This window comes from Actinosynnema sp. NPDC050436 (assembly GCF_040655415.1).
Classification (GTDB): domain Bacteria; phylum Actinomycetota; class Actinomycetes; order Mycobacteriales; family Pseudonocardiaceae; genus Actinosynnema.
In genome coordinates, this window is record NZ_JBFAJV010000001.1 from 542,031 (window position 1) to 564,065 (window position 22,035).

A 22,035-nucleotide genomic window follows, 5' to 3' on the forward strand; every position below is an offset into this window, starting at 1 on the left:
GCAGGACCGCTGCGCCCGACTGGCAGCTCCGCTGCACCCGACCGGCAGGACCGCCGCGCGGGCGCACACCCATCCACGGCGGAACACCCGAACCGAAAGGGCGAAGATGACCGGTCGACCAGTCGAATTCCGGCTCTGGGGCGAGGTGGCGGCGTACCACGGCGGCGAGCGCGTGGACCTCGGCACCGAGAAGGAGAAGTGCCTGCTCGTCGCGCTCGCGGCCAGTGGCGCCCCGGTGCAGCGCGACGCGTTGCCCGAGTGGCTCTGGGACGACGCCCCGGACGGTGCCGCGTCGGAGATCGACCGGTACATGACGCGGTTGCGCGGTCGGCTCGTCACGGCCGGCATCGGTGACCTGCTGGAGAACAGGAACCGGCTCTGCCGGTTGGCCGTGGAGGACGAGCAGGTCGACGTCCGCCGGTTCGAGGCGTTGACGGCGCGGGCCCGCTCCGCCGGCGACGGCCAGGCGGCCACGCTGCTCGCGCAGGCGCTGGAACTGGCCGAGGGGGTGCCGCTGGCGGCGTTGCGGAGCCGGCGGGTCGACGCCTACCGGGCCGCGCTGGTCGAGCAGCGGCTCGCCGCCCGGATCCGCCTCGCCGGGATCGAGATCGACCAGGGGCGGTACCGCGAGTGCGTACCGGGCCTGGTCCACCTGTTCCTGGAACACCCCGACAACGCCGAGGTCACCCGCCTCGCGATGCGCTCCCTGCACTTCTCCGGGCGCACCCAGGACGCGCTCGACACCTTCGCCACGCACCGCAAGCACGTCGTCGACAACGGAGGACTCGTGGTGGACGCGGAACTCGTCAAGTTGCAGCGGCTGGTCATGGACAACGCCGAGGGAGCGCGCCGGCCCGTCGCGCCGCGCCCGGCCCACGCGGTCCCCGTGCCGCTGCCGCCCGTCCGGGAAGCCCGGCGGGAGCTGGTCGTGGTGTTGCGGCCCGACGACGACGTGGCCGCACTGCGCGCGGCGATCTCGCGGACGTTCCACCGGGCCGGCGTCGACATCGGTGTCGTGGACGACCGGTTGGTCTGCGTGGTGCCCGCCGACGTGCCGCGCGAGGAGGTGGTCACGTCGTGGCTCGACCGGATCGCCGCCGAGGTCCGCTCCCCGGTGCAGGTGGGCGTCTGCGTCGAGGACGAGGAGTCGGCCACCGAGCTGGCCGGTTCCGACTACGCCAGGCGGGTGCTGGCCGCCGCCCGGACCAAGAACCTCGTCGTCGTCGTGTCGGACGAGCTGCACGAGTCGGTCGTGCGCCGCCGGGGAGCCCCGAACGAGCTGCGCTCCTACCGGCAGGTCGAGGAGCCCTCGGGCGGGTGGGTGCGCGTGCCGGGCTACTCGGTGCCGCCGAGACCGGTCCGGGACGACGAACCACGTCGCGGAACCCGCTCGGGGGACGTGCTCACGGGACCCAACGTGTACGTCCAAGGCCGGGCACGGGTCGGAAAGCTCTACAGCGCAACGGTGATCAACGTGGACGAGCGGGGTCGCGATGAGCGGTGACGGCGCGAGCGGGGGTTCCGACCGGCCGGCGGACAGCGGCACCCCCGGCAGCGGACCCGCGAAGGGCGGCGAGCGAAGCCCGGGTCCGGCCAAGGGCGGCGAGAAGAACCCGTCGGCGGCCAAGGACGGCGCGGGCACCGGCAAGGCGGCTGCGGACAGCGGCGACCCGGACGCCTCGTACGGGTCGGACCGGCGCGCGTTCGGCGAGGCGTACGACGAGGGCCGCAACCTCACCACCGACGGCCCGATGGCGTTCATCCGGGATTCCCTGGTGGACGAGATGCACGTCGGGGACCGGCACTACCACTACGCGGCGGGCCGTGGCGGCAAGCGCCGGTCCGGTTCGGTGCACGAGGACGAGCTGGAAGCGGTGCGCGCCCGGTACGTGCCGGTCGCCGAGTACGACGAGATGCTGTCGACCCTGGGCGACCGCCGGGTGCTGGTGCTCTGCGGCGAACCCGGCACGGGTCGCTTCACCACGGCCGTGCGCCTGCTGGACGACGTGGGGTGCGAGGTGATCTCCCGGTTCGACGCCGGGCAGGACATCGGCGCGCTCACGTCGGACGACTGCGCGAGCGGGCACGGCTACGTCGTGGAACTCCTCGGCGCGGCGGGCGCTTCCACGAGCGAGACCCAGCTCGACAAGCTGCGCAACCTGATGGAGGACAACGGCAGCAGCATCGTCCTGATCGCCGAGCGCGGCGACCTCCAGGGGCGGCACCTGGACGGCTACGCGGTGCCGTACAGCCCGCCGGAGTCCGACCGGGTGCTGGAGAACCACCTCGGGGAAGAGGTGCGCGAGGACGGCCAGGACGCGCAGGTCCTGTTGCGCAGGCTCGAAGAATCCCACCGGTTGCGCCGGGCGCTCGGCCCGGCCCCACGGCCGGTGGAGGTCGCCCGGATGGCCCGCCTGCTCGCCGAGTACGGGCGCAGGGCCATCAGCCTGGACGAGGTCGAGGCCCAGGCCGCCCAGCTCGTGCACCGCCAGGTCGTGGAGTGGTTCGCCGGGCTGGCGGGGCTCCGCTCGGCGGCGCTGGGCGACGCGCTGCGGCTGGCGGCGTTCCGCATCGCGCTGGCGGTGCTGAACCGGTCGCCCTACAACATGGTCGCGGAGGCCGGCCGCCGGCTCGCCGACCTGTTCGTCAAGGACGCCAAGGGGGTGTCCACCGGCCAGTCCTCGCTGTTCGCCGACGACCACCAGAGCCGGTTGCCGAAGTCGCGGGCCGAGGTGGTGGAGGGCCTGCTGTCGGTCGGCCTGGAGCGGGTGCCGGTCGGGCTCGCCAAGTACGCCGACGACCGGCTCCCGGTGGTGCTGCTCAGCTACGTGTGGAAGAACCACCACGGCCTGCGCAACCACATGGTCGGGTGGCTCAAGTCGCTGAGCAAGGACGGCCGCCCGATGGTCTGGGTGCGGGCCGCGCAGGCGACCGGGCTGTTCTGCTCACTGGACTTCCACTCCACGTTCGAGGACATGATCCGCCCCGGTGCCGCGGCGACGGGCAGGCGGAGGAGGCAGCGCAGGCTGTTCGCGGCCGTCGCGCTCGACCAGGCCGCGCGGGACGAACGGGTCGCGGACGCGGTGGACGAGCGGCTGCGGAACTGGCGCCGGTACGGCACGGACGCCGAGCGCTGGACCGCCGCGTCGGCGCTGGGCTACGACCTCGGGCGGCGGTCGATCGACTCGACGTTCGAGGAGCTGCGCGTCCTGGGCACGCCGTCCGAGCAGCAGTCGGCGCTGGACGAGTGGACGAACCTGGACCTGGTGCGGATCTCGGGCTACAGCGTGGCGAACCTGTTCGCGTTCGGCGAGGTGGAGCCGGTGCTGGGCAAGCTCGCCGAGTGGACCTCCAGCGACCGGCAGAGCGTCCGCAAGCTCGCCTGGTGGGCGATGCTCCACCTGATCCACATGCACGGCTTCACCCTCGACCAGCTCGGGCTGTCCGCCGGGCGGGTGGAACGCCCGACGCCCCGGACCCGGGAGCACTGGCCGCTGCTGCTGGCGCTGCAGGACGAGCAGCCGCACCTGGCCGCGCCGATCGCCGACCTGCTGCGGTGGGGGCTGCGCGGGCGGCGGGGCGACTTCGTGGCCAGGTACCTGTTCGGGCCGTGGATCCGGGCGGCGGAGAAGGACGGCGAGTGCCTGCGCGCGCTGACCGCCTTCGTGCCGCACCTGGTGCACGACGAGGTCGACGTGCGCCGCCTCCACCACCTGGTCAACCGTCTGCGGCACGACTGGAGCGACCCGCTCAAGGACGACGCCGCCCGGCTGCTCGAAGCCGCCATCCGCGTCCCCGCGCCCAGAGAGGAAGCGTCATGACCCAGTCGGAGCCCCGGCCGTCCCCCGAGCCGGACGCCGGACCGGACGCCGCACCGGACCGCGCGCAGCAGGAGCAACGGCCGCCGGAGGCCGAGGGCGTGAAGGACCGCGCGCAGCCGCCCGCGCCCGTCGCGAAACCCGACCCGGGCAGCCCGATCGTGGACGAGCTGCACGTCAAGCGGTTCGAGCTGCTCTACCGGCGGCTGCCGGTCGGGGCCCGGGTCGCCCGGGTGTTCGTCACGCGGTCGGGGAACTGCCTCACCTACCCGGCGACGGGCCAGCCCACCACCGGCGAGCTGGTGTGGAACCGGGTCCGCACGGTCTACGAAGTCGACCTCGGCATCCACGTGTCCACCGTCGAGGCCGAGCTGCCCAGTCGCGGGGACAAGGTCCACTTCAAGGCGACGGTCGACCTGGAGTGGCAGGTGACCGACCCGGCGCAGGTCGTCCAGGCCGGTGTCACCGACGTGCGCAGGGCCCTGTCCCCGCGCCTGCTCGCCCGGCTGCGGGCGGTGACGCGCCGGTTCGACATCGCGGACGCCGCCGAGGCCGAGAACTGCGCCAACGAGGAGCTGGACGACGACTCGCTGGGCGCGGACCGGGGCCTGCGCGTGCGACCGCACGTCCGCCTGGCGATGGACGACACGAGCATCGGGCAGTCGGACATCCAGCGGAAGGTCGACCACTTCCGGACCATCATCGCCGAGGGCGACTTCGACCAGTTCGCGTTGCAGCTCACCCTGCAACCCCGGGACATCGGCACCGTGGTCAAGGTGCTCGTGGACGAGCGGGACAGCCGCCTGCGGGCGACCTTCGACTTCATGAACCGCCTGCTCGAATCGGACGCGCTCGACCGCTGGCAGATCGACGACCAGGTGCGGACCGCCCTCCAGATGGCGCAGGAGTCGATCTTCCGGGTGCTCACCGGCAGCGGGCAGCCGCGCCGGATCCCCACCGCCGAGGCGATCAGGGAGACGGTGGCGAGCGGCAACGGCAGCGCGGGCCTCCCGTGACGCTCGCCGTCAGGGTCGTCGGCCCGCTCGTCCCGCCGGACGTCCTGTTCGTCGCGGCCGTGGCGGGGTGCGCCTGCCTGGCCACGCGCTGGGCGATGCCGTTCCTGCTGCGCCTGGCGGCGGCGGTGCTGCGCGGTGCCGTCGCCGCTGCGGCCGTGCTGCTGATCTTCCCCGAGTACCGCTGGAGCACCCGGAACCGGCGCGGCGAGAAGACCCCGTCGTCGTTCGCCTACACCTACGGGGACTTCGTCGGTCGGACCACGTTCTGGATCAACCGGTCGCTGTCGGCCGTGCTGCACACCGCAGCGGGGGCGTTCCAGGCGCTGCCTGCGCCGCTGGTGGCGGTCCTGACGGGGTTGTTCGCCGCAGCGCTGTCGCTCGACCTCGTGACGCCCTGGTGAACGGGGCGTCAGGACGGGTGGATGAGCCGGCTCTCGTAGGCGAAGACCACGGCCTGGATCCGGTCGCGGAGTTCGAGCTTGTGCAGGATGCGGCCGAGGTGGGACTTCACGGTCGCCTCCGCCAGGTGCAGGGCGGCTGCGATCTCGGTGTTGGACAGGCCGGAGCCCACCTGGACGAGCACCTCGCGCTCGCGGGCGCTGAGCCGGCCCAGCCGCTCGTCGCGGTCGGTGCGGGTGCGGTCGGGGATGTGCGGGCGGAACTTCTCCAGCAGGCGGCGGGTGACGCGCGGGGAGACCACCGCGTCGCCGGCGGCCACGGTGCGGATCGCGGCGAGCAGCTCCTCGGGCCTGGTGTTCTTCAGCAGGAAGCCCGACGCCCCGGCGCCGAGCCCGGCGAAGGCGTACTCGTCCAGGTCGAACGTGGTCAGGATCAGCACCCTGGTCTGCGGGCTCGCCCGGACGACCTGCCGGGTCGCCTCGATCCCGTCGGTGCCGGGCATCCGGACGTCCATGAGGACGATGTCGGGGAGCAGCTCCCGGGCGAGGCGCACGGCTTGGGCGCCGTCCTCGGCCTCGCCGACCGGTGCCATGTCGGGCTGCGCCTCCAGCACCGTGCTGAAAGCCATGCGCAGCAGCGCTTCGTCGTCGGCGATCAGGACGCGGATCGTCATGCGGGCACCGCGCCGCTGCCGCCGAGCAGCAGTCTGGTGTGGACTCCCCAGCCGCCGCCCGGGAGCGGTCCGGCCTGCAGCGCGCCCCCGTAGGCGGCCGAGCGCTCGCGCATCCCGGAGATGCCGTGGCCGGGTGGTGCGGTGCCCGGACGGGGCGTGCCGGGGCCGCTGTCGGTCACGTCCACGGTGACGGTCCCGGTCGAACACCGGATGCGGACCTCGGCGCGGGTGCCGGCGGGCGTGTGCTTGAGGGTGTTGGTCAGGGCTTCCTGCACCAGGCGGTAGACGGTCAGCTGCGCGGTGGCGGGCACGTGCGCGTGGTCGCCGTGGACGTCGAGGCGGGTGGGCAGGCCGGCCGCGCACATCTGGTCGGCGAGGGCCTCCAGTTGCGCGATGCCGGGCAACGGGTGGCGGTCCGCGTCCGGTTCGTCGGCGCGCAGGATGCCCAGGGAACGCCGCATGTCGGTCAGCGCTTGGCGGCCCGTCTCGGAGATCTGGAGCATCGCGGCGGTGGCCTTGTCCGGCGACCGGTGCTGCGCGTAGACGGCGGCGTCGGTGAGGGCGACCATGACGGACAGGTTGTGGGTCACGATGTCGTGCATCTCGCGGGTGATGCGCGTCCTCTCCTCCGCGACGGCCACCCGGGCCTGCTGCTGCTGCTCCTGCTCCAGGCGCACGGCCCGTTCCTCCACGGCCGCGAGGTAGGCGCGCGTGGTCCGCACGTTCACCCCGAGCACGGCGGCGGCGACGACCATCGCGGTGACCGCGACGAACGGGGTCAGGAACGCGCCTTCCGCGGACCAGCGCAGGCACGCCAGGACGGCCCCCGCCTCCACGATGGCGGCGGCGACGAGCGTGCCGCGCCGACCCGAGTTCGCAGCTGCCGTGTAGAGGGCCACCAGCAGGGCGATGTCGGCCGGCAGTTGGACGTCCACCAGCCACTGGACGAGGGCTGCGGCGGCCACCACGCCGAACACCGCGAGCGGTGCCCGTCGCCGCCACACCAGGGGCAGTGACAGGGCGGCGGTGAGGGACACGGCGAGCGGCAGCTCCTGCGCCGGGTAGGTGGTCACGACGTTGAGCAGGAGGAGCGCCGGCAGCAGCGAGTCCCACAACACGGGTGGCAGCCGCCCGGCGGCTCCCACCAGGAGCGCCACCCGCGCGGACACCAGGTCGGCGCACCTCGCCAGGGCCGGTGCCCCCCGGTGGTCGACGGGCCCCGCAGCCACCTCGGTCATCACACGTCCTGTCGATCCGGCGCGAGAGCGGCCCCGGCCGGGGCCACCGCCCACGGTAGGCCGCAGGCCCGCGCTGCACATGAACCCGGCGTCTGATGCCGCCGCGCCGGACTACGACCGCAGGAGGAGTCCCCGTACCTCCCGTGGTCGCAAACCGGGCGCTGATCCGGGGTGCTCGCTTGCCACTGGCGAGGGCACGCGACCGGCCCCGGACTGCCACTGCGGTCTGCACGCAGCGACGACCCGGGAGCGATGTGGACGGGCACGCCCGGCACCGACGATGGCCTGGTGAACGAGATCATCCCGGGACTGCACGTGTCCCTGCCCGAACTGCTCGCGTTGCTCGGCGCCGTCGCGCTGGTGGTGGCGCGGTGGCTCCCCGCCGCCGCCCGCCCCCGCGCCACGATCGCGGCGGGAGCCGTCTTCCTGCTGTCCGCACTCGTGGTGGTGGTCGGGGGGCTGCGCTGGCAGATGGTGCCGGTGCTGGCAGGCGCTGCGCTCGCGCTGCCCTTCGCCCTCTCCCCCCTGCTGCGCCGCCGCACCGGCCGGACGGCGTGGCGGGCCCGCTGGTGGCTGGCGCTGCCGGGTTCGCTGGCCTGCGTCGGCCTGGTCGCCACCGGCCCGGTGGCCGCCTGGGCGTTCCCCGTGCCCGTGTTCCCCGCACCGTCGGGCGAGTTCGCGGTCGGCACCCGCGTGCTGGAGTGGACCGACCCGGACCGGCCCGAGACCTTCACCGCCGACCCGAACGACCAGCGCACGGTCGTCGTCCAGCTCTGGTACCCCGCGCAGCAGAGCCCCGAAGACGCCCGGCGCGCCCAGTACCTCGGGCGCACGGAGGACGAAGCGCGCACCGTCGCCGAAGCGCTCGCGCGCGGAGTCGGCCTGCCGGACTTCCTGATGGACGGAGTTCCGCGCGCCCGCACCCAGTCGGTCTTCGACGCCCCGGTGGCCGACGGACGGTTCCCCGTCGTGCTGTTCTCCCCCGGGGCGACCGGGGTGCGCACCCAGAACACCGCGTGGGCCGAGGAACTGGCCGGCCACGGCTACGTCGTCGCCGCGCTCGACCACCCGTACGACTCGGCCGCCGTCGTCCTCGCGGACGGCCGGACGATCGGCAGCGCCACCGTCTCCACCGGCGACCGCGACCAGGACGCCGTGCTGTCGGTCGAGTGGACGGCGATCCGGGCCGCCGACCTCGGCTTCGCCCTGACCCGCCTGGAGGGTCTGGACCGGGGCGAGGCCGCCGACCCGCTGACCGGACACCTCGACACCAGCCGGGTGGCCGGCACCGGTCACTCCATGGGCGGGGCCGCCGCGCTCCAAGCGGCCCGGCAGGATCGGCGGATCGACGCCGTCGTCAACCTGGACGGCTACCCGCACGGCCCCACCGAGCCCGCCCTCGACCAGCCGACGCTGGCGCTCACCCAGGCCATCACCCCGGCCACCGACCCGCGCTACCTCCCCCGCCTCACCGAGGTGCTCGCGCTCGGCACCGCGACGAACTACCGCCTGACCGTCCCCGACTCCGCGCACCTGACCTTCATGGACGGCCCCCTGTACCTGCCGCCCGTGCCGTCCATCGTCGGCTCCCTGGGTCGCACCGACAGCCCCCGCGTCGTCGCCGAGACCACGCTCGCCTTCCTGGACACCGTGCTCCGGGACAAGCCCGGCGACCTGGCCGACGTGCTGTCGGCGTACGGCGACCTCGAAGTGCACCACCCGGAGAAGACCCGCTGACCGGGTGCGCCAGCCTGGTCGGCGGAGGTCGGCGCGGCGTTCACCCGAACACCGGCCGACCTCCCCGGTGGGTCCGTTCAGGCGCGGATCGCACCCTGGATGTGCGCGGTCCGACCGTTGTGCACGCAGATCCACTCGTTCGGCCCCTCCCAGGAGCCGTTGACCTTCCACTTGAAGCCGCTCGGGACGTGGAAAGCGTCGACGTCGAGGTTGCTGTCCGAGTGACCTCGGGCCGGAACCACCTTCTTCGGCCCCGAACCCTGGCAACTGGTCGAACTCACCCGGTTGCCGTAGACGTCGACCGGCGTGTTCAGGTCGTTGCGCACCTGGCCGCACGGTTTCGGCGCAGGGTCGCCATAACACGTCTCCCAGCGGGCACTCCCACCCGTTCCCTCGTCGGCCGATGCCGCAGCCGCCCCGGTGAACAGCGCCAGGGCGACCACCGGGATGATTGCTGCCGTACGGTTCCCACGTCGTTGTGCGGTCATTGTTATTCTCCTCCTGGAATGGATTCCCACAGCCTCGCCGCCGGGCCTTCAGGCCCCAAGGCGGCTCTCGTCGGGCCGGGTCCCCACCAGGTCAGCACGGAACAGCCGCGCCGTTCAACCTTGTGCGACGTCGCCCGTGTCGGGCTTGTCACGTGACGTCGTGACCTGCACGAACACCTCGCCGACGTCAGGTGTGCTTGTAGGCGTTGAAGTCGACCTCGCGCTCGACAGCGCCCAGGTGCTGGAGCACCGTTCCCGCGTCCGAACAGTCGGAGTTCGCATAACCGCGCTGACGTTCCCGGGAGTTGTTCATCACCGACCGGACGCTGTGCGGCAGCCGGATGCAGTGGGTGGTGCTGATCCAATCCGGCGGTTGCTGCAATTTCCGACCGCCGAAGTCCGCCTCCGACCAGAAGCAGATGAAGTTCTCGGCACATTCCGGTTCGACCGGCTTCCCAACACCGACCAGTGCCACCGTGGCGGCGGAAAACCCGACGACCGCGACCACTCCCCCGACGAGCCGCACCCATCGCGGAACCCTCGGACCACCACGTCGATCCGGGCCGGCGTCGGTGTCCTGCCCATCAAGCCTGCACACTTCACCGGACCGGGTCTCCACAGCCGCTCGAACGGCGTCCAATTCCTCGAACAGGTCACCCCTGCCACAGCCGTGGAGGAAACACCGCAACTGGTCGCGCGTCGGCAACAGCCCGTTCTCGATGTTCGAGGTCCGCTGCCGCGTCAACGCCGAACGCCCCACCACCGACCGCCTGGCCACCGCCGCCTGGGTGAGCCGACCGCGCACGTCCCGGAGGTGCGACCCGAACTCGGCGGAGGTGGTGATCGGTACCGCAACACCTTCTGTGGTCATCCGCTTCCCCCGATCACGTGCGCCGGCCACACCGGTCCCCACCGGGCGGCGTGGGCCACGGCGCTACCAACGTCCACAGTGCTCGTCGCCGCGGACCCCGGTACATCCCCGGAAAGGAGCCTCTGGCCACACGTACGAGTGACGCGCGCCGGCGGGGCGCGCCAGTCCACCCGCGACCCGGCCACGGTGACCGCGAATAGGAATTGATGACAAGCGGGTTGGCACATCTGCTCCATTCGAGCAGTTCTGCCATTCGTCCGGGGCCAGGAACCGTCGCCGGTGATAGACAGGGATGCGGGACCGGAGCGGTTCCATATCCGATGTCGGGTCAGCCGGAATTCGGGGGCGCAGCGTGGCCGGAGATCGACGGGTGCATTTGGTGAGCCCGAGGACTTCCTTCGGCCGCAATCTCCAGCGGACCTACGCGGGTGGGCTGGGCACGGTCAACCCTGCGGAACGGACCTTCCTGCCGCCGCTGGACCTGCTGCGGTTGGCGGGGGTGCTGCGGCAGGCCGGGCACGTGCCGGTGGTGGTGGACGAGGAGGTGACCGGGCCGGCGCAGCCCGAGCCCGGCGACGTCGTGATCGGCCAGGTGGCGTTGGCGAGCCTGCGCGAGGACGCCGAGCGGCTGGCCGCGCTCGGGGCGGCGGGTGCCACTACCTACGCCTACACGAGCGTGCGACACCTCGACCAGTGGGCGGAACTGCTCGACCGCAGCGGGTGCGCGGGCCTGCTGCTGCCCGAGGCCGTACCGGCGGTGACGCGGGTGCTGGCGGGAGAGTCCGTGCCGGGCCTGGTGAGCCCCGGCGGACCGATGAGCACCGCGCACGCCTTCGGTCCCGTCGAGGACGAGCCGCTGCCCGCGCGTGACCTGGTCGACCACCGCGACTACACCTTCCCCCAGCTGCCGGGGCACTTGGTCACCACCATGAACTCCGGGTTCGGGTGCCCTTACCCGTGCCGGTTCTACTGCCCGTACCCGCTGGGCGAGGGCACCAGGGTCCGGATGTACCCGGTGGCGCGGGTCGTGGCGGAGTTCGAGCAGTGCGCGGCGCTCGGCATCACGGCGGTGGTCTTCCGCGACCCGGTGTTCACGTTCGACCGGCGGCGGACGGTGGAGTTGTGCGCGGCCCTGGAGCGAGCGAACACCGGCATCCGCTGGTGGTGCGAGACCAGGGTGGACCGGCTCGACCCGGAACTGGTTCGGGCGATGGTGGCCGCCGGGTGCGCGGGGGCGGAGGTCGGGGTGGAGAGCGGCGACGCCGGGCTGCAGTCCTCTTCCGTGCGCAAGCGCCTGCGCCTGGACACCGTCCGGGCACTGCACGCCACCGCCGCTGAATCCGGGCTGCGGTTGTTCTTCCTGCTGCTGTTCGGCCTGCCGGGCGAGACCCGGCACTCCATCGCGCACACGCTGGAACTGGTGGTCGAGCTGGGTCTGCCCGCCGACCGGTTCCACATCAGCGTCATCACCCCCTACCCCGGCACCGAGCTGCACGACCTCGCGCTCGACAAGGGCTGGATCTCCGGCGACCAGTCCGGCTTCACCAGCTTCGACGCGGTGATGCGCACGGACCACCTGGACGAGCGGGACCTGGTGGAGGCGCTGGAACTGGTCGCCGAGCTGCGCTCCATCGGCGGCGGCCAGGCTCCCCGTGATGCCCTGGCGGGGTACGCGCGACGACTGCGCGGCTGGGTCGACGCCCCGCACGCGTCGTGACCTCGGCGCTCATCACCGGCGGCAACCGGGGCCTGGGCAGGCGCACTGCGGAGGTGCTGGCCGCGCGGGGATGGCTGGTGCTGGTCGGGCACCGCCGTGAGCACGCGGCCGACGAGGTCGTGTCCGGGCTGCGTGAGCGGGGTTGGCGCGCCGAAGGCGTCCTGCTGGACGTGACCGACCCGGCATCCGTGGCGTCTGCGGAGCAGAGCGTGGCCGCCCGCACCGCCGGCCTGCACGCGGTGGTGAACAACGCGGGCGTGTACCCGGCGGACGACGGCGGTCTGGACGGGGTGACGGCACAGGTGTGCTCCTCCACGCTGGCGACCAACTGCGTCGGCCCGCTGCTGGTGGTGCAGGCGTTCCGATCGCTGCTCCGCGCCTCGGGCAGCGGCCGGGTGGTCAACGTCAGCAGCGCCGAAGCGCGCGCCGACCGCGCCGACGGGACCCACAGCGCCTACCGGATGTCGAAGGCGGCGCTGGACGTCCTGACCGCCAACCTGGCCGTTGCGCTGCACCGCGACGACATCCTGGTCAACTCGGTCGACCCCGGCTGGATACCCACCGACATGGGCGGGCCGGACGCACCCGACGACCTGGACACGGCTGCGGAGCTGGTGGCCTGGGCGGCGAGCGCGGTGCGGCGGACCGGAGCGGTGCTCACCGCGCGTGACCTCCCGACGCGGTCCGCGCGACCGTGACGCGGCTGCCGTCGGAAGAGGACAGGGCCCTCGGCCCCCGCGTGGCCCTGGCGGTCGTGTTCGGCTGCTACGGGATCGCGTTGGGGAGTTGGTTCGCCCGCATCCCCTGGGTGCAGAGCACCCGGGGCCTGTCCGCCGCCGAACTGGCCTTCGTGCTCGCGGGGGCCGCCATCGGCGGAGTGGCCGCGATGCCCGCGACCGCCCGCCTGGTGGCCCGGTGGGGCAGCCGGGTCACGACGTCGAGCGCGGTCGCCGTGACGGCGATCACCACGGCTGCCATCCCGCACGCGCCGTCCGCAGCGACGCTGTTCGTCGTGCTGCTGTCGTTCGGAGCCGCCGGCGGCGCGCTGGACGTGGCGATGAACGTGCACGCGGTGACCGTGCAGGAGCACTACGGCCGCCCGATCCTGTCCCGGCTGCACGGCCTGTGGAGCATCGGAGCGCTGATCGGCTCCTCGACGTCGGGTGCGGTGGCAGAGGCGGGCGTGAGCGCGCCGGTCAACCTGGGTGCGGCGGGTGCGGTCCTGCTCGTGGTCGCGGTGTGCACCAGGCGTGGGTTGGCCGGTGTCCCCCCACGCCCGCGCACCCCACCGGGCCGGGTCTTCGCGGTTCCCGACCGGAGCCTGCTGGTGCTGGGCGCGACGGCGTTCTGCGGCCTGTTCGCGGAAGCGGCGATGGCCGACTGGAGCGCGGTCTACCTCGCCTCCGCCCTCCGCGCCCCCGAAGCAGTCGCCGCGTGGGGGTACTCGGCGTTCATCCTGGCGATGGCCGTCGGCCGGTTCGCCGGCGACCGGGTGGCGGCCCGCGTGGGCGCACCGCGCCTGCTGCGCACCACCACGCTGGCCGGCGGCATCGCCCTCGCCACGGCCCTGCTGGCACCCACCCTGCCGGTCACGATCGCCGCGTTCGCCGTACTGGGGCTGGGGGTGGCCACGGTCCTGCCGCTGACGTTCTCCGCCGCCGGTCGCGGTGGCTACGACCTGGGCACGTCCATCGCCGCCCTGTCCACGGCCGGGTACACCGGCTGGCTGCTGGCTCCGCCGGTGATCGGTCTGGTCGCGCACACTGCGTCGCTCCAAGCCGCACTCGCCACCATCGGCCTGGCAACCGTCCTGGTCGCGTGCACCGCGAGCAGGGTGTGACCGGGCTTCGCGTGGCAACGACGCCGCCGTGCCGGCGGTCAGAGGCGGAGGTGGAGGGATTGGGTGGCCCCGTTCGTGGTGCTCAGGTCGCCGAAGTCCACCGCGAACGACTGGCCGGTGCGGGTCGCGGTCACGGTGGGTGGGGTGGACAGGACTGCGGTCACCGGGTGTTGCCAGGTCACGGTCAGCGCTCGGACGTCACGGGTCGGGGCCGCGACGCAGAGGGTGGCGGTGCCGTCCTCGTCGACACGCACGAGCACCGAGCACGGCGCGGTCGCCGTCAGCGGTGGCACGGTGCCGGCGGTCCAGAAGTTCACGGCGGTCACGCCGATGCGCGGTAATGCGACGCCTTGGGCGCTCGCGGTGTTGGACAGGACGGTCAACCAGTCCGCCGCAGCCGCGCGGGTCGCGGTGCTCTCGGCGGTGGCACCGGGGAGCAGGACGTAGCGGTACGCGCCGGCGCTCGGAGCAGTGCCGTGGTCGTACCAGAGGGTCTGGTAGCGGCGGGTCACCGGATCCGTCGAGCCGCCGGTGTTGATGTCGCGCCAGCGGCCCGTGCGCTGCTCGCGCTGGGCCCGCACGGTCGGGCGGTCCGGGAACAGGTAGCCGCCGTGGCCTGCCAGGTGCGCCCAGCCGACCTTCTCCAGGCTCGCCGACCAGGGGAACCCGGTGGGTTGGGCCGTGCCGTCGACGGTGAGCACGGCGGTCCCCGCCTCGCCGAGGTTGCGGTTGTCCACCACGGTCCGCACGGTGGCGTTGTCCCGGCAGCCGATGCCGGCACCGAGGCAGACGACGGCGTCGTCGGCGAAGAACCAGGACTTGCGGGCGCTCAACGTGGAGTTCAGCCCGCGCAGGTGCTGCCCGACGGCGGCGCAAGTGCCGTCGGTGGTGCCGCCCACCCAGTCCGCCTCGGGCGTGGGCAGGCCGTACTCTCCGCCGTGGCCGTCCACCAGCTGCTTGGCGGACGCCGTGGTGCCGGGCAGCCGGTAGGGGTCGACGGTGGGCCAGAACCCGTCGGAGTACTGGCCGCGATCACCCCACCACGACAGCATCCCGGAACCGGTGTGCCAGCCGCGCAGGTTCTCCCCGTTGCCGTACTCGTAGTGCGCGATCCGGCGGGACGCCATGCTCACCACCGCCGCCCACCCCGACCCCCGGTGCACGGCCCGGTCGGTCTGCGGGAACAGGCGGTGCTCGACCGGTTCGGGCAGCGCGGTGACGGCGGGGTCGGCGGCGATGGCGGTCAACCGGGTCAGGCTCGCGAAGTCGACCGCGCGGTCGGTCAGCACCGGCCGGTAGGTGTCGCGTTCGACCCAGCCCTTCACCAGGCGGTGCCAGCAGGCGCGCTCGTTCGCGGGCACGCCCTTCGCCAGCAGGGCGATCCCGGCGATCAGCGCGTGCCCACGGGCGTGGTCGTCGTCCTGGGCGCTGCCCGGTCCCGTGCCGGCGCGCAGCCCACGGCTGATCGCGCGTCCGGATACCGCGTCGAACACCAGGCCGTCGAAGATCAGCGGCGCCCAGGTGCGCTCCACCGAACCGAGCACCACCTGCCGGTTGGGGTGGGTGACCTGCCACGTCGAGTCGGCCAGCAGGGCGAACAGCAGCCCCAGGCCCGTGAGGTAGTCCACGCCGTAAGCGCCGGCGTAGGGCAGCTTCCCGTGCTGGATGAAGGACCCGTCGCGGTAGATGCCGTCCCCGCTGGTGACGTACGCCATCGCGGCGGTCAGCGCGTCCCGGGCCAGCTCGACCTTGTCCGCCCGCTCACCGAGCACCCCGCGCAGCGCGAGCACCTGGCAGTGGTTGACCCGGTTGGACCCCAGGCTCACACCCGGACGGTCCTCCACCTCCCGGTTGGGCACGAAGTGGTCGACGGCGGCCAGGTAGCGGGCCAGCGCGTCGGCCGGGATGTGCTCGTACAGCAGCACGCAGGTGTCCAGCAACGCCTGCGGGGCACCGATCCGCCAGTGGTACCAGTTGCCGTAGGTGCTGCCGTTCGCGTGGTAGACCTCCTTCTCCAGGTGCACCAACCCGTCGAGGGTGGCCTTGAGCAGCTTGGTGTCGTGGGTGTACCGGGTGCCGGGCTGGTTGTAGGCGAAGGCCATGGTGCGCAGGCGGTCGTAGCTGTCGCGGATCTTCCCGGAGTACCCGACCGACTCCGGGTCGTCGTCCGGTTCCGGATCGGCGAACACCGCGTCCGGCCACAACGACCCCGATACCGGTTTGATGCTCTTCAGGTACCGCTCGGCGGAGTTCCCCAGCCCCTCCAGCCGCGACCGGAACGGTTCCACGGTCGGGTTGAACCCCGTACCGAGCAACAGGTCCCGCCACCGCACCCGCAGGCCCGCGAACTCACTGGCCGACGCGGGCGCCGCTCCCGCGAGCAACCCCCCGCCCACCGCCGCAGCCAGGAACAACCGCCTCGACACCGGACTCACCAGGACCCCCGACCTCGCTGAGGTGACGCACGTGCACCGACGGTAACCGTTGGGAACGATCCCACAACACCGACCGCTCCGACCACCGAATGTGTCCACTATGGACAGACAGGAACCGGTCAGCGGCCGAACAGCGAGCGGGCCACCTCGCGCACCGCCCCCAACACCGAAGGCTCCGGCTTCGGCCACTGCGCCGCCGGCAGGATCCTCGACAGGTCCGCCTCGGTGGCCGGGTGCGCGGCCAGCACGGCGGCGCGCAGCACATCCCTGCCGACCGCCATCCCTCCTCGGACCCTCACCTCCGTGGTCCCCACCACCCGCACGTACTGGTGATCGACCTCGGACCGCACAAAGCGCAACGAGGGCGACTCGACCTCGCACGCCTTCTCCTCCGGCAGGCAGCCGCCGGGCTGCGTGCCCGTCACGGGCTGCGTGGTGAAGCCGATGTCCCGCGCACCGGGCAGCAACGTCCGGTCGTTCGGCAGGAAGCTCGTCCCCGCCGCAGACGCGTAGGAGACCGAGTAGCCGGGCACGTCCGTGACCACCGTGCCCTCCGGCTCGACCCAGCGCACCGCGAGCACCGATTGCCGCAACGCCGCACGGTCGACCGACTGCGGCGCGGTGAGCGCGATCCGCACGCCGCGCACGCGGTGGTAGTACGTGTGCTCGCGCTCGCCCTTCACGTACGACAGGCCCGGTTGTTCCTGCTCACACGGATCTTGACCTTCGTAGGTGACCGGCAGGCAGTCCGGCGCGGTCGGCACCGTGTCCTCCAGCGCGTGCAACGTGACGTGGACCGGCGGCGTCGGCGGGCCCGGGTCGTCCGGCCGCAATTCCCACGTGGTCCGGTTCGTCTCGGGGTGGTACCCCGGCACGTCGGCCACGTACAGCTCATAGGGCGGCGCGGCGCTCAACCGCTGCTCACGGTCGGACGGCATGGTGGCCGCGACGGCGTCGAGCACGAACAACCCGACCCCGGCGAGCACGGCCAACGACCCCAGCGACAGGTACCACCGCCGCAGCAACAGCCCCGCCACCAGCGCGAACGGCACCACCCCCGCCGGTACCCACACCGACGACGACCGGCTGAGACCCCATCCGAGTTCGTCGCCGACCGCCCACCCGAGCAGCCACAGCGCGTACCCGGCGCCACCGACCAGCAGTGCCCAGCCCACGCGACCACCGCGCCTGCCGCACAGCCGCGCCTCCCCGGGCACCACCAGCGCCACCGCCGCCAACGCCCCGGTGAGCACGACCGCGAAGCCCACCACCATGACGGCGAGGACGGGCCACCCGCCGAACAGGCCGGCGACCAGCATCACGCTGCCGACCGGCGCGATCACCGCGCCGACCAGCCCGGCCAGCGCGACCTGCGCCAACGCCCACCGGACACCACGCCGCGCCGGCGCGGAACGCTCCCCCACGTCGCTCACGCGCCCAGCCTGGACCGCCGGCCCCGCCCGTGCATCCGTGCAACTACTCAACGGGGCGGTGTCCGCCGGGTGTCCGGCCCGCGATGACGAGGGTCACCGGGGCGCACCCTGGCCGGATCGTGCCTTCTGAGGTGGAATGTCGGAGTGGGACGCTTGTCCCACTCACGGCGGTGACGGTGATCGAGGAGTGGACGGGTGCCGATCCTGGACGAGAAGTTGGGCGACATCTACGACGAGGTGTTGCGCCGCAACCCCGGTGAGGACGAGTTCCACCAGGCGGTGCGCGAGGTCCTGGACAGCCTCGGCCCGGTCATCGCCAAGCACCCGGAGTACGCCGAGGCGGCCGTGATCCGCCGGCTGTGCGAGCCGGAGCGGCAGATCATCTTCCGCGTCCCGTGGGTCGACGACGCCGGGTCCGTGCGGATCAACCGGGGTTTCCGGGTCGAGTTCAACTCCGCGCTCGGCCCGTACAAGGGCGGCCTGCGCTTCCACCCGTCGGTCTACCTGGGCATCGTCAAGTTCCTCGGCTTCGAGCAGATCTTCAAGAACTCGCTCACCGGGATGCCGATCGGCGGCGGCAAGGGCGGCTCGGACTTCGACCCCAAGGGCCGTTCCGACGGCGAGGTCATGCGCTTCTGCCAGGCGTTCATGACCGAGCTGTACCGGCACATCGGCGAGCACACCGACGTGCCCGCCGGGGACATCGGGGTCGGCGGCCGGGAGATCGGCTACCTGTTCGGCCAGTACAAGCGGATCACCAACCGCTACGAGTCCGGCGTGCTGACCGGCAAGGGGCTGACCTGGGGCGGCTCGCAGGTGCGCACCGAGGCCACCGGCTACGGCACGGTGTTCTTCGTCGAGGAGATGCTCAAGACCCGGGGCGACTCGTTCGACGGCAAGAAGGTCGTGGTCTCCGGGTCCGGCAACGTCGCCATCTACGCGGCGGAGAAGGTCCGGCAGCTCGGCGGCACGGTGATCGCCTGCTCGGACTCCAACGGCTACGTCGTCGACGAGCAGGGCATCGACCTCGACCTGCTCAAGGACGTCAAGGAGAAGCGCCGGGCGCGCATCTCCGCCTACACCGAGGCCCGGCCCGGCACCCGGTACGTCGAGGGCGGGTCGGTGTGGGACGTGCCCTGCGACGTCGCGCTGCCCTGCGCGACCCAGAACGAGCTGAACGGGCGCGACGCCGCCACCCTGATCGGCAACGGGTGCGCCATCGTCGCCGAGGGCGCCAACATGCCGTGCACGCCCGACGCGGTGCGGTCGTTCGCCGACGCCGGCGTCCTGTTCGCCCCGGGCAAGGCCGCCAACGCCGGCGGCGTGGCCACCAGCGCCCTGGAGATGCAGCAGAACGCGTCCCGGGACTCCTGGGGCTTCGACCACACCGAGCGGCGGCTCGCCGCCATCATGCACGGCATCCACGACCGCTGCCTGGAAGCGGCCGACCGGTACGGCAAGCCGGGGAACTACCTGGCCGGGGCGAACATCGCGGGCTTCATCCAGGTCGCCGACGCGATGCTGGCCCTCGGCGTGATCTGACCCCCGCCCGCGCCGGGCGCGGGCACCGGGCGTTGCCGCGCGAGGGGCCGCGGCAACGCCCGGTCACGTCGGACGGGCCGACGTGGGTCAGCGGTTCGACTTGATCGTCTTCTCGATCCAGTCGGCGTACTCGGTCACGTTGGTGTACAGGCCCGGACCGTTGCCGCAGACGTTGTCCGCGTCACCGGGGCCGGAGGTGACGCCGATCAGCTCCCAGCGGCCCCACTTGCCGCGCTGGACCTGCGGCCCGCCGGAGTCGCCCATGCACGCCATGGCACCGGCCTTCCGGCTGACCGTGCACAGCCGGGTGCGGTCGGCGTAGCCGGGCGCGCACTCGGACCCGGTGCCGCGACGGGTGTCGAGCTGCTGCAACCGCTCGGCGAACCTCCACTTGGTGAGGTCGGGGTCGTCGACCGTGGTGCCGAAGCCCAGCAGCCGGGTCGGCGTGCCGGGCTTGCCCGCCCGGTGGGCGATCCGGATCGGCTCCTCGCCGACCGGTCGGTCCAGGCGAACCAGCGCGATGTCGCCCCGGTTGGGCTGCGCCAACCGGTAGCCGGGGTGGCGCACCACGCGGTCGATCTTCCGGACGGTGCCGCCGGAGGTCCGGCGGTCGCTGCCGATGCGCACGGTCCCGTCCGGCACCGCGCCCGTTCCCTCCGCGTCGACGCAGTGCGCCGCCGTCACGACCCAGCGCGGGTGGACCAACGACGCCCCGCAGACGCCCTTGGCGTTGTCCGCGCTCGGCACGGTCTCCGGGATCGAGGCCATGAACTCGTAGCGCTCGGTGGAGTTCTTCCCGTTGACGATCGCACCGGCGGTCCCGGTCATCGCGGTGGCGCAGAACGCGCCCAGCACCACGACACCGGCCGCTCGGACGAACCCACGGCGCACGGACTTCAGTCTCGACATGGTCTTCCTTCACACGTTGGCGACGAACGAGGCAATCCTGTCCGTTCACAGTGGACGGTTCCATCCGGACACCCGGTCCATCGGCGGTGGCAGCAGCCCGACCCCCGTGGTCGTGCCGGCGCTACCAAGGGCGGGCCGGCGCCGTGCCGGGGGTGGGCATCGACCGGACCCCCGCGGCTACCGCTGCCCGTCGCGGAGGACGCGGTCGACCTGCACCGGTTCCGGCTGCTGGTGGGCAGGTCGCACGCCGAGGACGACGACGGGCGCGCGCTGCACCTCGTGCAGCAGGCGGTAGACCTGCCACGCAGCCCGGCGCTCGGCGGCTGGGCGGAGGCGGTGCGCCGTTCGCTGGACCGGGAGCGGTGGGCCGCGCTGCTGCACCGCAACGACATCACCCTGCGCCTGGACCGGCACGAGCCGTTGATCGCCGGGTCGGCTGCCGCAGCGGAGGACGACCCGTTGGACGAGCGCCTCGCCGGGCAGCTCGTCCTCGCCGAGGAGCTGGACAACGCCCACGACGAGGCGCAGGTCACCCGGCTGCTGCCGGGCAGGCTCGACCTGCACGGTGCTGATCATCAGCAAGCAGTGGCTCACCGCGCTCGCCACCGAGTGCGGCGCGCACCACTCGACTCTGGGAGCCCGATGACCGCAGCGGAGTCCTCGCACCTGCTGGTGCGGCACCTCGGCCGGCTCATCGCGGCAGCACCCGGACCCGACATCGACGTGCGCGGTCGGCGCGCTCACCGGAATGCCACCGGCCGCGCGCGGATCACGATGCGGCACCCGTGATCGGCGGACATGGTCGAGCGGCGCGGGTGCCGCACCGCCGCCGGATGCACGACCCCCTGCGCCTCTTTGCCGTCCAAGCACCACGAGCCCGTAGCCATCAGCGGCCTGGTCCACTTCGCCGAGGCGACCGCCCATGCTGTCGGCCCCTCGCCCTGTGTGCCGCCGAGCGGGCCGTGCTGCCACAAGGCGGTGCAGCTGGTCGGACGTAGTCCGGCCAGCTGTTGGCTGCGTTGCCGGATGGCGGTGATGGCGGCCGTCGCCGTTCAGCGGGGACCGCAGGAGCGGCGGCCGTCGACCAGGGTCGGCGTTGCCGCACCCTCCTCGGCGTCATCGGCGAGGGAGCGGTCCGGGAAGGAAGGGAGCAGCACCAGTTCACCGCCTTCGACGGCAGCACCAGCCGCCACCGTTTGGCATACTGACGGTATACAGCGTGTCGACTGAATGGATGCGTCGCGTGGGGCAGGCCGACAAGGCGTACGAAGCGTTGCGCGAGGAGATCGTGCGCTGGGAGCTGTCGCCGGGGACCCACCTCAACGAACTCACGCTCGCCGCACGGCTCGGGGTGTCGCGCACACCTCTGCGAGAGGCCGTCCAGCGCTTGGCGCGCGAGAACCTGGCGCGGGTCGTGCCGGGGCGCGGGGCGTTCGTGACGGAGGTGGGACTGACCGACGTGGTCCACCTGTTCCAGTTGCGAGAGGCGTTGGAGACGCACGCCGCGCGGCTGTGCGCCCGGCAGCCCGAGCGCTCCGAGTTCGAGCGGTTGCACGAGCGCTTCGCGACTGCGGCTCCACTTGATCAGGACAGGTACTACGTCCTGGTGGCGGAGTTGGACCGGGCGGTGGACGCGACGCTGGGCAATCCGCACATGGTCGACGCGTTGCGCGCGGTCCGGGGGCAGCTGCGGCGGTTGCGGCAGCTCGCTCGGCGTGACCCGGAGAGGCTGGCGCGCAGTGCGGAGGAGCATGCCGCCATCTGCCGTGCCGTGGCGGACGGGGACGAGGAGGCGGCGGCGAGGGAGACTCGCGGGCACGTGGACGCGGCGTTGCGCGGAGTGCTGTCCGCACTGCCGTCCCGGCTGGGGGCGGGGCCACGCGCGATGGACGGTTCCTCGCACGACGGATAGCCCGCGC

18 protein-coding genes are annotated in these 22,035 nt (G+C 72.7%); 11 read left to right on the forward strand and 7 right to left on the reverse strand.

From position 1 onward, the window contains the following. Positions 1 to 106: 106 nt before the first annotated feature. Genes AB0I60_RS02245 through AB0I60_RS02260 form a run of 4 tightly spaced genes read left to right on the forward strand, consistent with a single transcriptional unit; the run spans position 107 to position 5,235 of the window. Positions 107 to 1,504 (forward strand): BTAD domain-containing putative transcriptional regulator, encoded by a 1,398-nt coding sequence (locus AB0I60_RS02245; RefSeq protein ID WP_360725274.1) that lies wholly within the window; start codon positions 107 to 109, stop codon positions 1,502 to 1,504. Beyond that, positions 1,494 to 3,821, forward strand: coding sequence for a hypothetical protein (locus tag AB0I60_RS02250; RefSeq protein ID WP_360725276.1), 2,328 nt, complete (start codon positions 1,494 to 1,496; stop codon positions 3,819 to 3,821). The genes AB0I60_RS02245 and AB0I60_RS02250 overlap by 11 nt, the downstream gene beginning before the upstream one ends. Next, positions 3,818 to 4,834 carry a hypothetical protein gene (locus tag AB0I60_RS02255; RefSeq protein WP_360725277.1) on the forward strand — a complete coding sequence of 339 codons (1,017 nt, stop codon included), beginning with the start codon at positions 3,818 to 3,820 and terminating at the stop codon, positions 4,832 to 4,834. Before AB0I60_RS02250 ends, AB0I60_RS02255 begins: the two co-directional genes overlap by 4 nt. After that, entirely contained in the window at positions 4,831 to 5,235 is a 405-nt protein-coding gene (locus tag AB0I60_RS02260) for a hypothetical protein (RefSeq protein ID WP_360725279.1), read from the forward strand. Before AB0I60_RS02255 ends, AB0I60_RS02260 begins: the two co-directional genes overlap by 4 nt. An 8-nt stretch (positions 5,236 to 5,243) precedes the next feature. Here the strand turns inward: AB0I60_RS02260 and AB0I60_RS02265 are convergent, their stop codons facing one another. After that, positions 5,244 to 5,906, reverse strand: coding sequence for a response regulator transcription factor (locus AB0I60_RS02265; protein ID WP_360725281.1), 663 nt, complete (start codon positions 5,904 to 5,906; stop codon positions 5,244 to 5,246). Then, on the reverse strand, positions 5,903 to 7,144 hold the full coding sequence (locus AB0I60_RS02270; protein WP_360725283.1) for a histidine kinase: 1,242 nt from the start codon (positions 7,142 to 7,144) through the stop codon (positions 5,903 to 5,905). Before AB0I60_RS02270 ends, AB0I60_RS02265 begins: the two co-directional genes overlap by 4 nt. Before the next feature lie 288 nt (positions 7,145 to 7,432). On the opposite strand from AB0I60_RS02270, the gene AB0I60_RS02275 reads away from it, so the two are divergent. Further along, positions 7,433 to 8,881 (forward strand): hypothetical protein, encoded by a 1,449-nt coding sequence (locus AB0I60_RS02275; RefSeq protein ID WP_360725285.1) that lies wholly within the window; start codon positions 7,433 to 7,435, stop codon positions 8,879 to 8,881. Between the two features lie 77 nt (positions 8,882 to 8,958). Here AB0I60_RS02275 and AB0I60_RS02280 read toward each other — a convergent pair whose 3' ends face one another. Both AB0I60_RS02280 and AB0I60_RS02285 read right to left on the reverse strand, forming a co-directional pair. After that, positions 8,959 to 9,207: a hypothetical protein gene (locus AB0I60_RS02280; protein ID WP_360725287.1), complete on the reverse strand. Its 249-nt coding sequence runs from the start codon at positions 9,205 to 9,207 to the stop codon at positions 8,959 to 8,961. Between the two features lie 349 nt (positions 9,208 to 9,556). Next, positions 9,557 to 10,270, reverse strand: coding sequence for a helix-turn-helix transcriptional regulator (locus AB0I60_RS02285; RefSeq protein ID WP_360725289.1), 714 nt, complete (start codon positions 10,268 to 10,270; stop codon positions 9,557 to 9,559). Between the two features lie 262 nt (positions 10,271 to 10,532). On the opposite strand from AB0I60_RS02285, the gene AB0I60_RS02290 reads away from it, so the two are divergent. The 3 genes from AB0I60_RS02290 to AB0I60_RS02300 are packed head-to-tail and all read left to right on the forward strand — an operon-like array spanning position 10,533 to position 13,797. Then, positions 10,533 to 11,957: an AprD4 family radical SAM diol-dehydratase gene (locus tag AB0I60_RS02290; protein ID WP_360725291.1), complete on the forward strand. Its 1,425-nt coding sequence runs from the start codon at positions 10,533 to 10,535 to the stop codon at positions 11,955 to 11,957. Further along, positions 11,954 to 12,655, forward strand: coding sequence for an SDR family NAD(P)-dependent oxidoreductase (locus tag AB0I60_RS02295; RefSeq protein WP_360725293.1), 702 nt, complete (start codon positions 11,954 to 11,956; stop codon positions 12,653 to 12,655). The genes AB0I60_RS02290 and AB0I60_RS02295 overlap by 4 nt, the downstream gene beginning before the upstream one ends. Next, on the forward strand, positions 12,652 to 13,797 hold the full coding sequence (locus tag AB0I60_RS02300) for an MFS transporter (protein ID WP_360725295.1): 1,146 nt from the start codon (positions 12,652 to 12,654) through the stop codon (positions 13,795 to 13,797). Before AB0I60_RS02295 ends, AB0I60_RS02300 begins: the two co-directional genes overlap by 4 nt. A gap of 38 nt (positions 13,798 to 13,835) precedes the next feature. Here the strand turns inward: AB0I60_RS02300 and AB0I60_RS02305 are convergent, their stop codons facing one another. Together AB0I60_RS02305 and AB0I60_RS02310 are read right to left on the reverse strand one after the other, a co-directional pair. Continuing rightward, a complete protein-coding gene (locus AB0I60_RS02305) occupies positions 13,836 to 16,223 on the reverse strand; it encodes a polysaccharide lyase 8 family protein (RefSeq protein WP_360725297.1) in 2,388 nt (795 codons plus the stop codon). Between the two features lie 128 nt (positions 16,224 to 16,351). Then, positions 16,352 to 17,665 (reverse strand): hypothetical protein, encoded by a 1,314-nt coding sequence (locus AB0I60_RS02310; RefSeq protein ID WP_360725299.1) that lies wholly within the window; start codon positions 17,663 to 17,665, stop codon positions 16,352 to 16,354. A 195-nt stretch (positions 17,666 to 17,860) separates the two neighbouring features. On the opposite strand from AB0I60_RS02310, the gene gdhA reads away from it, so the two are divergent. After that, positions 17,861 to 19,207 carry an NADP-specific glutamate dehydrogenase gene (gene gdhA / locus AB0I60_RS02315; protein WP_360725301.1) on the forward strand — a complete coding sequence of 449 codons (1,347 nt, stop codon included), beginning with the start codon at positions 17,861 to 17,863 and terminating at the stop codon, positions 19,205 to 19,207. An 87-nt stretch (positions 19,208 to 19,294) separates the two neighbouring features. On the opposite strand, the gene AB0I60_RS02320 is transcribed toward gdhA, so the two are convergent. Further along, positions 19,295 to 20,116: a serine protease gene (locus AB0I60_RS02320; RefSeq protein ID WP_360725303.1), complete on the reverse strand. Its 822-nt coding sequence runs from the start codon at positions 20,114 to 20,116 to the stop codon at positions 19,295 to 19,297. Between the two features lie 210 nt (positions 20,117 to 20,326). Here AB0I60_RS02320 and AB0I60_RS02325 point away from each other — a divergent pair, with 210 nt between their 5' ends. After that, entirely contained in the window at positions 20,327 to 20,905 is a 579-nt protein-coding gene (locus AB0I60_RS02325) for a BTAD domain-containing putative transcriptional regulator (RefSeq protein WP_360725745.1), read from the forward strand. A gap of 430 nt (positions 20,906 to 21,335) precedes the next feature. After that, entirely contained in the window at positions 21,336 to 22,028 is a 693-nt protein-coding gene (locus AB0I60_RS02330; protein ID WP_360725305.1) for a GntR family transcriptional regulator, read from the forward strand. The last annotated feature ends 7 nt before the right edge of the window (positions 22,029 to 22,035 follow it).